Raw genomic sequence first — 13,100 nt, forward strand, 5'->3', positions numbered from 1 at the left:
TTAGGAAATGTGATGAGCAAGCGCGAATCTTCCAAGTACAAAATTGACCGCCGTCTTGGTGAAAATATCTGGGGTCGCCCAAAGTCCCCTGTAAACCGTCGTGAATATGGCCCAGGCCAGCACGGTCAGCGCCGTAAGGGCAAGCTTTCCGACTTCGGTGTACAGCTCCGCGCAAAGCAGAAGCTCAAGGGCTTCTACGGCGATATCTCGGAAAAGCAGTTCCGTAAGACATACGACGAAGCAGCTCGCCGCAAGGGCGATACCGGTGAAAACCTCATCGGCCTGCTCGAATCGCGTCTGGATGCTGTTGTGTACCGCGCAAAGTTCGTTCCAACGATCTTCGCTGCACGCCAGTTCATCAACCACGGCCACATTAATGTAAACGGCCGTCGCGTCAACATTCAGTCGTTCCGCCTCAAGGCTGGTGACGTTGTTGAAGTTCGCGAAAAGTCGAAGCAGCTCGTGATCGTTCTCGAAGCTGTTGCGCTCGCAGAACGCGATGTTCCTGATTACGTTGAAGTTGATCACAACAAGATGGTTGCGACCTTCGCACGCGTTCCAGTTCTCGGCGACGTTCCATACGCTGTTCAGATGGAACCAAACCTCGTCGTCGAATATTATTCGCGTTAATTCTGAGCTTCTGGCTTACGAACGACAAATAAATGGCCGCCCTTGGTTTCCCCAAGGGCGGCTTTTTTGTATGTAGAGCGCATTCTGAAAAGTGCGAAAGCGGTTTTCGGAGTAAGATGCGCGTAAAAACAAAGAGATAGAGTATTTCCCACGATTCAATCTAAACAGGAAATTCTCTAAATCTCAATCTCTCTCATGTTCGCGGAAAACACCATGAACGCTCTCGATCTCAATATCGCAGAAGATGCCAGTCTCGATGGTTGCCATCCGCTCTTCCGCGACGTTCCGGCAACTGTCGAATTCAATAAGCTGCGCAAGCGCTTGCTGCGACTGACACGTCAGGCGATAGACGACTTTGCCATGGTGAAACCCAATGAAGGTTTGCCTCGGGAGCGCTGGATGGTTTGCTTGTCTGGTGGCAAAGATTCTTATGGGCTTCTGGCACTGCTGCTTGATCTCAAGTGGCGCGGTCTGCTGCCGGTGGAATTGCTGGCCGTCAATCTCGATCAGGGGCAGCCGAATTTCCCGAAGCATATTCTGCCAGAATTCTTGAGCCGTTATGGGATCGAGCATCGCATCGAATATAAGGATACCTATTCGATCGTCACTGAAAAGCTTCCTGAGAACAGCACATACTGCTCGCTCTGCTCACGTCTGCGTCGAGGCAACCTTTACCGGATCGCGCGTGAGGAAGGCTGCTCGGCAATCGTACTTGGCCATCACCGCGAAGATATTCTCGAAACCTTCTTCATGAACCTGTTCCATGGTGGCCGTTTGGCTGCCATGCCGCCAAAGCTTCTGAACGATGAAGGCGATCTTATGCTTTTCCGCCCGCTTGCCTACGTAGCGGAGGACGATATGGAAAAATTCGCAAACGCTATGCAATTTCCGATCATTCCGTGCGATCTGTGCGGCAGTCAGGAAGGTTTGCAGCGCAATGCGATGAAGGCGATGCTTTCCGACATTGAAAAGCGGATGCCGGGTCGTAAAGATACAATGATCCGCGCCATGACCAATGTGCGCCCAAGCCATCTGCTTGATCGTAATTTGTTTGATTTTGCTGGTTTGATGACCAATTCTGAGGTGGAGACTGATCGTGCAGTTTGAAGAAAAACAGATTGATTGGCTGGCTGAGCTTTTGGCAGAAGCCGCCAATGCGGAAATCATGCCGCGGTTTCGGCAATTGGGCCAGGGCGATATTCGTCAAAAGACTTCCGCTGCTGATTTGGTTACCGAAGCCGATGTGAATGCGGAGCGCTTTATCACTGCGCATCTTAAAGAACGTTTTCCCACTGCGCTGATCGTCGGCGAAGAAGCTTGTTCCGATGATGAAACTTTGCTCAACGGTTTGGGTGAAGCAGACCTCGCATTCACCATCGATCCCGTCGACGGCACCTTCAATTTTGCATCTGGCGTCCCACTTTTCGGCGTGATGCTGGCGGTTGTCGTAAAAGGAGAGACTGTTGCAGGTATTATCTATGATCCGGTGGGCAAGGACTGGATACTCGCTTCTAAGGGCGGCGGCGCGCACATTCGCTATGCCAATGGCTCGACAAGTTCTGTGAAGGTCGCGGCACCTGCGGATATTTCGCAGATGACGGGTTCTGTGTCATGGCAATATACGCAGGAGCCAATCCGCTCGCGCCTCGCACGCAATCACACGAAATTTCTGTCGCAGATCGGCTATCGCTGTGCGGCGCATGAATATCGCATCATTGCGACTGGCGGCGCGCATTTCGCTTGCTACAATAAGCTGATGCCTTGGGATCATCTCCCGGGTGCACTCATTCATCAGGAAGCTGGTGGCTATCTCGCCCGCTGGGATGAAAGCCCGTACCTGCCTTCGCATGTAGGTGGCGGTTTGCTGGTAGCTCCGGACAAAGAAAGCTGGAAAGCAATTCATCAAACGCTCTTTGCAGAATAGAAAGAAGCCCGCTAAAGCATGTCGCGGAAAAGTGTGAACCGCCTTCGCGGGGAAATCAGTCCACAGGACTGATTTCTGATCCCGCTTCGATCCGATAACGACATGCTGAAAAGAAAAATTAAAAAATGCCGCATTTTATAATTCGGCATTTTTTGTGGGCTTTTTTATCAGACTGGTTTGTTGTGCGGTTTGAATAATTTACCGCGCTCGGCGATGATCACGCAGATGAAGGAAATGAACCCTAGCACGCAATAACCCGCTGCAACGGGTGTTGTTGTTCCGTCAAAGGCCTGACCAATTGCAGCACCCAATGCTGCGCCGATAACTGTCTGTGCAAAGCCCAGAACAGACGATGCAGTGCCTGCGACTTCACCAAGTGGCTCCATGGCCAGCGAATTGAAGTTTGATGTTATCAAGCTGAACGAGAACATGATCGTCATGTAGATGATCATGAGCAGCCAGAATGGTACAGGGCCGGTAAAACTCAGAGATAAGACAACCCAAAGCAGGCTGAAGCTGACAAATACCAGCAGCATTGTCTGCGATATGCGACGCATCCCATAGCGACCGACAAGGCGCGAATTAAGGAAAGATGCGAGTGCAAGTGTCATCGCAACCGCTGCAAAAGCCAGCGGGAACATTGTGCCCAGCTTATAAATATCGACAAAAATCTGCTGCGCTGAATTGATGTAACCAAACAGAGCGCCGAGAATGAACGATGTTCCGAGCATGTAGAAAAGGGCAACGCGGTTAGACAAGACGATGCCAAAACCACCGATGATGCTTTTCACGGTCAATGGACGCCGATGGTCAACGGGCAGGGTTTCTGGCAAGCGGATATAAGCCCAGACTGCAACAACCGCCGCCATAATGGCCATCGATAGGAAGATTAGGTGCCATTCGCCAAACAGCATGATTAGCTGACCCGTGGCAGGTGCGATCACCGGCAGGATCATGAAAATCATCATGACAAGCGACATGACTTCTGCCATTTGGCGACCTGCAAAGCGATCACGTACAACCGAAACCGCAATTACGCGCGTCGCTGCCGCCCCCAGACCTTGCAGCACACGCAGGATGATCAGCGTTGTAAAATCGGTCACAAAAGCAGCGCCAATTGCCGCCAGAATGTAGATTGCCAAACCGACAAAAAGAGGTGCACGACGGCCAAAACGGTCGCTCAATGGACCGTAAAATAGCTGCGATACGCCAAATCCCAGCAAATATGCGGTAATCACATATTGCGCATGATTTTCGGAAAGAACACCAAGGCTCGCACCGATTTGCGGCAAGCCGGGCAACATAATGTCCACGGCAAGTGCGTTGATTGCCATGATTGCTGCAATAAGCGCAATGAATTCGCCACGCGGACGTACAGACGTCTGTTGGTTGGACGAACTCTTATGAATATCGAGCGGCATTGTTTATTCCTTGATCAAGCAACGCACAGGTAAAAATGCAGGCGTTGCCGTAGACAGAGCTTTGAAAATAGGCCAGACAATTAAAATAGCCAGTTATGTGTGATATTTCGCGCAATATAAAAGGCGCCATTTTACGGCGCCTTTCGAAAAATGCTGAGGCAAAAGCCGAACTACGGTAATTAATCTTTAAGCTGCCTTAGTAGCAATACCTTTATCGCTAAAAAGTGTCTGTAATTCGTTCGACTGGAACATTTCGCGCACGATGTCGCAACCGCCAATGAACTCGCCCTTTACGTAGAGCTGAGGAACGGTTGGCCAGTTGGAGTAATCCTTGATGCCCTGACGGATTTCATCGGAAGCCAAAACGTTGACGCCCTTATAATCCACGCCGAGATAATCGAGAATCTGCACGACCTGACCGGAGAAACCACACTGTGGGAAACCTGGTGTGCCTTTCATGAACAGCACGACGTCGTTGGTCTTTACTTCATTGTCGATGAAATCGTTGATTCCGGTCATTTCAATTCCTTTCAGGATGCCGGTTCAAATCCCGGCCCGCGTAGGGAGAGCTTCTGCCCCAATATAGTAAGCTGAGCTTTGGTAATCACCCTCTCAAGGTGAAATCAAGACAAATTAGCGAGAGACCGCGCTATATCGGGGGTAGCATCTTGCCGCAGCCTGTATTCAAATATGTCAGACAAACACAGGCTGCATTGTTTATTTACTCAGGCACGCTGGTTTGGAGTGCGAGCGCATGAAGTACGCCGCCCATGTTGCCCTTCAGCGCATCATAAACCATCTGGTGCTGCTGCACGCGCGACTTGCCGCGGAAGCTTTCCGCAACCACTTCGGCGGCATAATGATCTCCGTCTCCGGCAAGGTCGCGGATCGTAACCTTTGCGCCGGGAATACCTTCGCGTATCAGTTTTTCGATCTCATGAGCGTCCATAGCCATGCAAAGTCTCCTGCCGTTTTTAGGCTTTTTAATATTATAGAATCGTAACGCATCATCCTGATACGTCAATCTTCAACTGTCTAACTTTTAAATCGCCGACAAGCAAACGCCCGAAGCAGGATTACTGTTCGGGCGTCTTTTGATAGCCGTTTTAACCGAAAACGATTAGTTGTCGACGGCAGCCTCGCCACTCATGAAGCCCGGAAACCATCCTTCAAAAGCGTTGTTGAGGTCGCTGACTGCAACATCAACAATGGCACCGAATTTCAGACGGTCACCGCCTACTGTTCCCAGTTTGCGGAAAGCGATTCCTGCGCCTTCTGCATTCAAAGCAATCAGGTTTGCCATTTCTGGCGTCGCAGCTACCACGTAACGCGCCTGATCTTCACCAAACAGCACTGCGTGTGGCAGGCCATCGCCTGCATCAAGCGTTGCACCCTTGCCGGACTTGATTGCCATTTCAGCAACCGCAACTGCAAGGCCGCCATCGGAAAGATCGTGACAGGCAGTGACCTGACCATTGCGGATCGCCGAACGAACGAATTCGCCGTTACGCTTTTCAAGCGCAAGATCAACCGTCGGAGCAGGGCCGTCAGCACGGTCAAACAGATCGCGCAGATAGACCGACTGGCCAAGATGTGAGCCGTCGCCACCGAGCAGAACCAGCGTATCGCCATCCTGCATGCCGCCGATTTTGGCCATCTGCGACCAGTCAGGGATGAGGCCAACGCCTGCAATGGTCGGAGTTGGCAAGATCGCCTGACCATTGGTTTCGTTGTAAAGCGAGACGTTGCCCGAAACGATTGGGAAGTCGAGCGCACGGCAGGCTTCGCCGATACCTTCGATAGCTTTGACAAGCTGCCCCATGATTTCCGGCTTTTCAGGATTGCCGAAGTTCAGATTGTCAGTGGAAGCAAGTGGCTCAGCACCGGTTGCAGTAATGTTGCGCCAGCATTCGGCAACTGCCTGCTTGCCACCTTCGAAAGGATCCGCTTCGCAATAGCGCGGCGTTACGTCCGACGAGAAAGCGAGTGCCTTGGTTGGATGGCCTTCGACCCGGACCACACCAGCATCACCGCCCGGAAGCTGCAATGAATTGCCCTGAATGAGCGTATCATATTGTTCATAAACCCAGCGGCGAGATGAGCCATCCGGTGAGCCGATAAGCTTGAGAAGCGCATCCGAATAGTCTTCAACCTGCGACACATTGGCTGCTGGCAGCGGCGCATGCTTGCCCGGTTCCATCCACGGACGATCATATTCAGGAGCCTCGTCACCGAGTTCCTTGATCGGCAGATTGGCGACTTCTTCGCCCTGATGAATGACGCGGAACCTGAGATCATCCGTGGTCTTGCCAACGATTGCGAAATCAAGGCCCCACTTGCGGAAGATCGCCTGCGCTTCTTCTTCCATTTCAGGCTTGAGAACCATGAGCATACGCTCCTGGCTTTCAGACAGCATCATTTCATAGGCTGTCATGTTTGCTTCGCGAACCGGAACATGGTCGAGGATGAGTTCGATACCGAGATCGCCCTTGGCACCCATTTCAACAGCAGAGCATGTAAGACCCGCCGCGCCCATATCCTGAATGGCGATAACCGCGCCTGAAGCCATCAGTTCAAGGCAGGCTTCAAGAAGGCACTTTTCAGTAAATGGATCGCCAACCTGAACGGTCGGGCGCTTTTCTTCAATCGATTCGTCGAATTCAGCCGATGCCATTGTGGCACCGCCAACACCGTCACGGCCGGTCTTGGCGCCAAGATAGACAACCGGCAGACCAACGCCCTTGGCTTCAGACAGGAAGATGCCGTCATGCTTGGCAAGACCCGCAGCAAATGCATTGACGAGGATATTGCCATTGTAGCGCTTGTCGAAATTCACTTCGCCGCCAACGGTCGGAACGCCGAAAGCATTGCCATAACCGCCAACACCGGAAACAACACCAGATACCAGATGACGGGTCTTTGGATGGTCAGGCTCGCCAAAGCGCAGTGCATTCATGGCCGCAATCGGACGTGCGCCCATCGTGAATACGTCACGCAGAATGCCGCCAACACCAGTTGCAGCGCCCTGATAAGGCTCGATGTAAGACGGATGGTTGTGGCTTTCCATCTTGAAGACGACACAGTCGCCATCGCCAATGTCCACGACACCGGCATTTTCGCCCGGTCCCTGAATGACGCGTGGGCCCGTGGTAGGAAGTGTACGGAGCCACTTCTTCGACGACTTGTAGGAACAATGTTCGTTCCACATGGCCGAGAAAATGCCAAGTTCGGTGAAGCTTGGTTCGCGCCCGATCAGGTCGAGAATTCGCTGATATTCGTCGGGCTTCAGGCCGTGAGCTTGGATAAGTTCAGGCGTGATATCGCGCTTATTGGAAATAGTCATCGAGATGAGGGACCCCGTCGCAGGCTGCGGTACCCGGAAACTTCTGCCGAAGGGCGGACACCTAAGGTTTCAAGGGGCCTCTTTAACCTAACTCTGCCCGAAGCGCGACAGGAAAATGCCGATTTCCCGGCTCAAATGCTACCCTCATAGCCCACCTGACCATTTTCCAGCAATTGCCGCAAAGTTGTGAAGCCATTTTCGATGTCGTTGCGGTCTGTCGGTGAGGAAAAAGCAATGCGAACGCGATGATAATTACGCTCAATCCGCCCGGCTTTGAACTCGTCTTCATCATCAATCAGTAAGCCGTTTTCATAGGCTGCTGCTTTAAAAGTGCTGGCTAGCCACGGCTCAGGCAGTTTCAGCCAGAGGATTGGAACGTGGGGTGACGATACAAAGTCATAGCCTGCAAAGATTCTGCGGGCCAGTTGTTCGCGCCATTCAATTTCAGCGGAACATTTATCCAGCAGAGCGCTTGCCTGACCGGAAAGCACCATCTGCGCCGTTGTTTCTGCTAGCAAAAATGAAACGCCGCCAGTCATGAGTTTGTGCGTTACGCGTAAGCGCTGCGCGCAATGCGGCGGGCAGGCCGCCCATCCGCAACGCAAGCCAGCTGTTACAGCCTTTGAAAGGCTGCCCAAAAGAAATGTGCGTTCGGGCGCAATATCAGCAATTTTGGGGATATTTGACCGCGTCATAACCCCATAGGTGTCGTCTTCAATAAGCCAGACATTGTGCCGTGCTGCGATATTGGCGATAGCCACCCGGCGTTCATATGGCATGGTCGCAAGCGTTGGATTATGAATGCTTGGCATGAGAAATGCCATTGTGGGGTGTTGCTGGTTGCAAATCCGCTCGAATTCGTCTGGGATCATGCCGTATTCGTCACTCGCGGCGATTGCCACGCGTCGTCCGGCAATTTTCACGGACCGGCTTATCTGTGTGTAAGTCAGTTCTTCAAAAACAATACGATCGCCGGGCGAGGTAAAGGCTGTGATTGCAGCGACGGCACCGGCATGTGCGCCATTGGTGATGACAATATTGCTGGCATCGGCAGGAGCATTTTCCTGATTAAGCCATTGCCGACCGGCCTCGAGCCAATGTTGTGGGAAATGTCGCGTGTAGTTGACGACCTCATGCGGATACTTGCGAATAACCGATGTAATCAGCGGCTCAAGGATAGCATTTTGTCCGACATCTGGCGCAGCAGTCGTGTCAAAGCGCCCCTTGTCTGCCGGAGCATCCTGAATGCGCGTTCCCGCAATACCGTCGCTTGAATAAGGGGCTGTTGCAGTTTGGCTGCCAGTCTTGCCAAGCACATATGTCCCGCGCCCGACTTCACCCGTCACGAGCCCGCGCTCGTGCGCAAGCGCATAAGCTCGGCCGATTGTACCAATTGTCACCTTCAGATCGAAGGCGAGATTGCGCTGTGGTGGCAGTTTCTCTCCCGCTGGCAATGAATTGTTTGCGATCGCGTCTTCAATCGCATCAGCAAGCTGAAGATAGAGCGGGCCAGATTTGCCGGAAAGATCGGGAAGCCAATTTGTCATGGTTACAATATAAGCATTGTATCGATATTTGAGTCAATTGTATTTACGCTTCAGCGCATCGAATTGATGCAAAGCGAAGAATACACGCAGCAATAAGGCGTTTTGCGATGACATTCGTCCCGATTAAGTACGACGAAATCGATACAATTGATACAATTCAGGCTGTTGAGCGTGAAGTTCCTGCGAACACGCGGTCTGTCTGGCAGAGATTTACGTCGTGGTTTTCTCACCGCGCAATGTTACGTCGCAGCCGTATTAATTTGATGGATCTCACCGATGAGCAGCTTAAGGATATTGGGCTTTCGCGCAGTGCTGCCGATATGGAAGCACGTAAAGTGCGCTTCCATATTCGATAACTCGCCCTAGCCGCAGTCTTTTTGGCCAGATGCCCAGCGATTAATATCGGCGCTGATACGGCTGCTGTGCGCCTGCTGCATCATTGGTCCAAAGGCTTCAATCCGCGCTGGATTGCCTTCTGCTTGCACAACAAGCAGCGGGCGTCCCGCAAGATTACGTGCAGGCACCACCAACATGCGTGGGCGTCCGGTGAAAGAGTTCAGTTCTGGCGCAAAAGCATAGCCACGGAAGTCTTTATCCTTGGATTTAAACCAGCAATTATTGGCACCCACAGCAATGCGCTCCATTGTTGCAAGGGCTGCTTTGCTGACATTTGCTGAAGCTGGGCGAGGCGAAGGCTTCGGTGCACAGGCCGCAAGAAATGCAAGCGCAGACAGTGCTGCAAGCGCGATGGTCTTATTCTTCAAGGAGGACTCCATGGGGACGCTTTGACGATGATAGCTAATGCGCATCTTGCTCAAAACGTATAGAAAGAATGTTAAAAGCGTATCCTCATCGGATACGCTTTTTGAATTTTTTAACTCAGGCGAGTTGAGGCATGAATGCCTTTAGCCCGTCACTCATTTCATTCGTGACAAGCTCAAAGACCGGATCCTGATTTGCTTTCACAGCATATGTGTCAAATTTGGGGTAAGCATCCAGCAAATCGCTCTTGCCGGAAAGCTTTTTGAGCGGCTCCATTAGGAAGCGAATTGGTACAAGCCAAGCGTCGGCGAGGGTTGGCGCATCCGAGAGCGCGAAATCATGATCCGTTAGACGTGACTCCACAACGCTCAAGCCCATGCGAAGCTTGGCAAAGAGGCGATCAATGGACGCTGCATCTTTCTCAGGTTTGCTCAGCAGAATCATTAGCTTCATGGCTGGGCCGAGTACGTCGAGTTCAGCTACGCGTGCCAAGAGCCGGATCAATGCGCGCTCGCGTGGGGTTCCGGGCAGGACAGGCGTTTTTGGGAAATGATCTTCCAGATATTCCGCGATGACCGCTGCCTCAAACAGCGTTTCGCCGGAACCAGTGATCAGCACGGGTACGCGCTTAAGCGGCGTCACATGGCTGAAATCCGCCGGAAACGGATAAGGAAGGCTGATCGGTTTGAACGGAAGTTCCTTGAGATAAAGAACACCACGTACAAAAGCGGAATAGGGGGAGAGTGGGCGTGAATATAATTGCATCGTTATAGTTCCCCGATTCGGTTGCCGCAGGAAGTATGCAATACCCAAGCTGCCACGAATTTACAGGTTGCGCTAGTCGCTTGCATCTGGTGCGTAAATGGAATTGGTCATTAGAGGTGTAATAAAAAAACGGCCTTCGCTTTTTGACAAAGGCCGTTTTTAAAATTTAATTTGAGTATTCCTTTTTAAGCAGCAATTCCCAATGCGCCTGCAAAAAGTGCACGGCCATCATTGCCGCCATGCGCATCTTCAATCAGGTTTTCAGGATGCGGCATCATGCCGAGAACATTGCCGCGTGCATTGACGATACCGGCAATATCATTGACCGAACCGTTCGGGTTGGTGCCTTCCGCATAGCGGAATACAACCTGACCTTCACCTTCGATGCGCTTCAATGTTTCCGCATCGGCAAAGTAATTGCCGTCATGATGCGCGACTGGGCAACGAATGATCTGGCCCGGCTGATAGCTGCGGGTGAAGGACGTGTTAGCGTTGCTCACTTCGAGCTTCACTTCGCGGCAGACAAATTTCAGCGAAGTATTGCGCATCAGCGCGCCCGGCAACATTCCTGCTTCGACGAGAATCTGGAAGCCGTTGCAAACGCCGATAACCATCACGCCTTTGTCGGCTTTCTCACGAATAGCCTGCATGATTGGCATACGTGCTGCAATCGCACCGCAACGCAGATAGTCACCATAGGAAAAGCCGCCGGGGATCAGAATAAGATCAACATCATCAGGGATGGATGTATCTGTCTGCCAGACGGTGATTGGTACCTGACCGGAAATCTTGGTGACGGCTGCAATCATGTCGCGGTCACGGTTGAGGCCGGGGAGAAGAACGACTGCTGCTTTCATGGCGTTTTATGTCTCTTTGAATCTGAGGGCTTCAGAGCGCGTCGTGCGATCTGAAAGCGCGCAAAAAATACCCGCTGAGCGCAGCGCGTCAGGCGATGACGATTGCGTAGTCTTCAATAACCGTGTTGGCGAGCAGCTTCTCGCACATGGCTTTGATTTCGGCTTCAGCTTTAGCCTTGTCCGAGCCTTCGACTTCGAGATCGAAGACCTTGCCCTGACGGACAGAGTTGACGCCTTCGAAATTCAGGCTGCCGAGCGCGCCGACAATAGCTTTGCCCTGCGGGTCGAGAACGCCGTTTTTAAGTGTAACGGTGACGCGTGCCTTAATCACTGAGTAGTTCCTGATTTACTTAGCCAAATGAAAACAGCCCGGTAACTTTCGTTCCGGGCTGTGCGGATTTTACTTCACAAGCGTAGGGCCGGAAGGACGGGGCGTTTCGTTCTCGTTCATGATGCCGAGACGACGTGCCACTTCCTGATAGGCCTCAACCAGTCCGCCCATATCGCGGCGGAAGCGGTCCTTATCGAGCTTGTCATTGGTGTTGATATCCCAAAGACGCGCTGAGTCTGGCGAAATTTCGTCAGCGACAACGATACGCATCATGTCGCCTTCAAACAGACGTCCGCATTCCATCTTGAAATCAACAAGCTGGATGCCGATGCCAAGGAACAGGCCTGTAAGGAAGTCGTTGACGCGGATGGCGAGAGCCATAATGTCGTCGATTTCCGCAGGGCTGGCCCAGCCAAAAGCAGTGATATGTTCTTCCGTGACCATGGGGTCGTTGAGAGCATCTGCCTTGTAATAGAACTCGATGATCGAGCGCGGCAGGACAGTGCCTTCTTCGATGCCGAGGCGCGTCGACAGCGAACCTGCCGCAACGTTACGGACAACGACTTCAAGCGGAATGATTTCGACTTCCTTGATCAGCTGCTCTCGCATGTTGAGGCGGCGGATAAAGTGAGTCGGAATACCAATACGGTTGAGCTGCGTGAAAATGTGCTCAGAAATGCGGTTGTTCAACACGCCTTTTCCGTCAACAACTTCATGCTTCTTCGCGTTGAACGCGGTTGCGTCATCTTTGAAGAACTGGACAAGAGTACCGGGTTCAGGGCCTTCATAAAGAATCTTGGCCTTGCCCTCGTAAATACGGCGGCGACGGTTCATGGCTTTTCTCGGATTTCCAAAAAATGTGATGATCGGCATTTGCCGCTATTCTCGCGGGCTACGTATAGCAATTGTGGGCTTTTAACAATCCTGCTTTGTACCCGTTCCCCCGTTTTAAGCGTTTCAGAGCCAGATAAATCAAGAAAGTGACTTTTGGCTCTTGTATAATCTTGCGCCCCTTGCCAGCTTTAGGCAAGAGAACGGTTGACGATCTCATATAAGTTAACAGCTTGGGAGTTCTATGAATGGCCACTGGCATGGACGATCGCCGCAACGCTTTTGAAAGCAAATTCGCACTCGATGCTGAACTGCGCTTCAAGGCCGAAGCCCGCCGCAATAAGATTCTTGGCCTTTGGGCAGCAGAGCTTCTCGGTAAGCACGATGCGGATGCAGACGCCTATGCGCGTGAAGTTGTTGCCGCTGACTTTGAAGAAGCAGGCGATGAAGACGTTTTCCGCAAGTTGCGTGCCGATTTTGATGCCGCCAGCGTGAGCGTTACGGATGAGACCATTCGCGAAAAGATGTTCGCTTTCCTTGAGGAAGCGATCCAGCAAGTTCAGAAAGACTAACTGGTAATAAAGAGCGGAAATGCTGATAGCGCATCCCGAAAAGTGGGAACCGGTTTTCGGGATAAGATGCGCGTTAAAATAAACAGACAGCGTTTCCGCCCTTCGTTTTTGTAATGC

The 13,100-nt window shown here is 52.0% G+C and carries 15 protein-coding genes; 5 read left to right on the plus strand and 10 right to left on the minus strand.

What is annotated here, in order from left to right; all coding sequences use genetic code 11:
- Positions 1-12: 12 nt before the first annotated feature.
- The 3 genes from rpsD to RI570_RS10685 all read left to right on the plus strand — a co-directional run bounded on the left by rpsD (position 13) and on the right by RI570_RS10685 (position 2,554).
- The gene (gene rpsD / locus RI570_RS10675) at positions 13-630 is read left to right on the plus strand and encodes a 30S ribosomal protein S4 (protein ID WP_313828385.1); all 618 of its coding nucleotides are present in this window, start codon (positions 13-15) and stop codon (positions 628-630) included.
- A 213-nt stretch (positions 631-843) separates the two neighbouring features.
- Positions 844-1,737, plus strand: coding sequence for a tRNA 2-thiocytidine(32) synthetase TtcA (gene ttcA, locus RI570_RS10680; protein ID WP_313828387.1), 894 nt, complete (start codon positions 844-846; stop codon positions 1,735-1,737).
- On the plus strand, positions 1,727-2,554 hold the full coding sequence (locus tag RI570_RS10685; protein WP_313828388.1) for an inositol monophosphatase family protein: 828 nt from the start codon (positions 1,727-1,729) through the stop codon (positions 2,552-2,554). Before ttcA ends, RI570_RS10685 begins: the two co-directional genes overlap by 11 nt.
- Before the next feature lie 167 nt (positions 2,555-2,721).
- On the opposite strand, the gene RI570_RS10690 is transcribed toward RI570_RS10685, so the two are convergent.
- The 5 genes from RI570_RS10690 to RI570_RS10710 all read right to left on the minus strand — a co-directional run bounded on the left by RI570_RS10690 (position 2,722) and on the right by RI570_RS10710 (position 8,865).
- The gene (locus tag RI570_RS10690; RefSeq protein ID WP_313828390.1) at positions 2,722-3,975 is read right to left on the minus strand and encodes a multidrug effflux MFS transporter; all 1,254 of its coding nucleotides are present in this window, start codon (positions 3,973-3,975) and stop codon (positions 2,722-2,724) included.
- A 186-nt stretch (positions 3,976-4,161) separates the two neighbouring features.
- Positions 4,162-4,494 (minus strand): Grx4 family monothiol glutaredoxin, encoded by a 333-nt coding sequence (gene grxD, locus RI570_RS10695; protein ID WP_313828391.1) that lies wholly within the window; start codon positions 4,492-4,494, stop codon positions 4,162-4,164.
- Positions 4,495-4,696: 202 nt separating this feature from the next.
- Complete coding sequence (locus tag RI570_RS10700; protein WP_007874594.1) at positions 4,697-4,930, minus strand: BolA/IbaG family iron-sulfur metabolism protein; 234 nt, start codon at positions 4,928-4,930, stop codon at positions 4,697-4,699.
- Between the two features lie 165 nt (positions 4,931-5,095).
- Complete coding sequence (purL, locus tag RI570_RS10705; protein ID WP_313828392.1) at positions 5,096-7,318, minus strand: phosphoribosylformylglycinamidine synthase subunit PurL; 2,223 nt, start codon at positions 7,316-7,318, stop codon at positions 5,096-5,098.
- Positions 7,319-7,449: 131 nt separating this feature from the next.
- Positions 7,450-8,865 carry a PLP-dependent aminotransferase family protein gene (locus tag RI570_RS10710; protein WP_313828393.1) on the minus strand — a complete coding sequence of 472 codons (1,416 nt, stop codon included), beginning with the start codon at positions 8,863-8,865 and terminating at the stop codon, positions 7,450-7,452.
- A gap of 107 nt (positions 8,866-8,972) precedes the next feature.
- On the opposite strand from RI570_RS10710, the gene RI570_RS10715 reads away from it, so the two are divergent.
- The gene (locus tag RI570_RS10715; RefSeq protein ID WP_313828395.1) at positions 8,973-9,221 is read left to right on the plus strand and encodes a DUF1127 domain-containing protein; all 249 of its coding nucleotides are present in this window, start codon (positions 8,973-8,975) and stop codon (positions 9,219-9,221) included.
- Positions 9,222-9,227: 6 nt separating this feature from the next.
- On the opposite strand, the gene RI570_RS10720 is transcribed toward RI570_RS10715, so the two are convergent.
- From RI570_RS10720 to purC, 5 genes are all read right to left on the minus strand, one after another.
- A complete protein-coding gene (locus RI570_RS10720) occupies positions 9,228-9,629 on the minus strand; it encodes a hypothetical protein (RefSeq protein WP_310010398.1) in 402 nt (133 codons plus the stop codon).
- A 115-nt stretch (positions 9,630-9,744) separates the two neighbouring features.
- Positions 9,745-10,392, minus strand: coding sequence for a glutathione S-transferase family protein (locus RI570_RS10725; RefSeq protein WP_313828396.1), 648 nt, complete (start codon positions 10,390-10,392; stop codon positions 9,745-9,747).
- A gap of 185 nt (positions 10,393-10,577) precedes the next feature.
- Positions 10,578-11,249: a phosphoribosylformylglycinamidine synthase subunit PurQ gene (purQ, locus tag RI570_RS10730; RefSeq protein ID WP_313828397.1), complete on the minus strand. Its 672-nt coding sequence runs from the start codon at positions 11,247-11,249 to the stop codon at positions 10,578-10,580.
- Positions 11,250-11,337: 88 nt separating this feature from the next.
- Positions 11,338-11,580, minus strand: a complete 243-nt coding sequence (gene purS / locus RI570_RS10735) for a phosphoribosylformylglycinamidine synthase subunit PurS (RefSeq protein WP_250039681.1) — start codon at positions 11,578-11,580, stop codon at positions 11,338-11,340.
- 69 nt (positions 11,581-11,649) lie between these two features.
- Positions 11,650-12,414 carry a phosphoribosylaminoimidazolesuccinocarboxamide synthase gene (gene purC, locus RI570_RS10740; RefSeq protein WP_250039682.1) on the minus strand — a complete coding sequence of 255 codons (765 nt, stop codon included), beginning with the start codon at positions 12,412-12,414 and terminating at the stop codon, positions 11,650-11,652.
- A 245-nt stretch (positions 12,415-12,659) separates the two neighbouring features.
- On the opposite strand from purC, the gene RI570_RS10745 reads away from it, so the two are divergent.
- The gene (locus RI570_RS10745) at positions 12,660-12,983 is read left to right on the plus strand and encodes a DUF1476 domain-containing protein (protein ID WP_250039684.1); all 324 of its coding nucleotides are present in this window, start codon (positions 12,660-12,662) and stop codon (positions 12,981-12,983) included.
- Positions 12,984-13,100 lie beyond the last annotated feature (117 nt).

The organism is Brucella pseudogrignonensis, assembly GCF_032190615.1.
GTDB lineage: Bacteria > Pseudomonadota > Alphaproteobacteria > Rhizobiales > Rhizobiaceae > Brucella > Brucella pseudogrignonensis_B.

What these genes read in the sequence shown, in the direction of transcription:
- rpsD (WP_313828385.1), top strand. Translation starts at nt 13, where the DNA reads ATGAGCAAGCGCGAATCTTCCAAGTACAAAATTGACCGCCGTCTTGGT.
- ttcA (WP_313828387.1), top strand. Translation starts at nt 844, where the DNA reads ATGAACGCTCTCGATCTCAATATCGCAGAAGATGCCAGTCTCGATGGT.
- RI570_RS10690 (WP_313828390.1), bottom strand. Translation starts at nt 3,975, where the DNA reads ATGCCGCTCGATATTCATAAGAGTTCGTCCAACCAACAGACGTCTGTA.
- grxD (WP_313828391.1), bottom strand. Translation starts at nt 4,494, where the DNA reads ATGACCGGAATCAACGATTTCATCGACAATGAAGTAAAGACCAACGAC.
- RI570_RS10700 (WP_007874594.1), bottom strand. Translation starts at nt 4,930, where the DNA reads ATGGCTATGGACGCTCATGAGATCGAAAAACTGATACGCGAAGGTATT.
- purL (WP_313828392.1), bottom strand. Translation starts at nt 7,318, where the DNA reads ATGACTATTTCCAATAAGCGCGATATCACGCCTGAACTTATCCAAGCT.
- RI570_RS10710 (WP_313828393.1), bottom strand. Translation starts at nt 8,865, where the DNA reads ATGACAAATTGGCTTCCCGATCTTTCCGGCAAATCTGGCCCGCTCTAT.
- RI570_RS10715 (WP_313828395.1), top strand. Translation starts at nt 8,973, where the DNA reads ATGACATTCGTCCCGATTAAGTACGACGAAATCGATACAATTGATACA.
- RI570_RS10725 (WP_313828396.1), bottom strand. Translation starts at nt 10,392, where the DNA reads ATGCAATTATATTCACGCCCACTCTCCCCCTATTCCGCTTTTGTACGT.
- purQ (WP_313828397.1), bottom strand. Translation starts at nt 11,249, where the DNA reads ATGAAAGCAGCAGTCGTTCTTCTCCCCGGCCTCAACCGTGACCGCGAC.
- purC (WP_250039682.1), bottom strand. Translation starts at nt 12,414, where the DNA reads ATGAACCGTCGCCGCCGTATTTACGAGGGCAAGGCCAAGATTCTTTAT.
- RI570_RS10745 (WP_250039684.1), top strand. Translation starts at nt 12,660, where the DNA reads ATGGCCACTGGCATGGACGATCGCCGCAACGCTTTTGAAAGCAAATTC.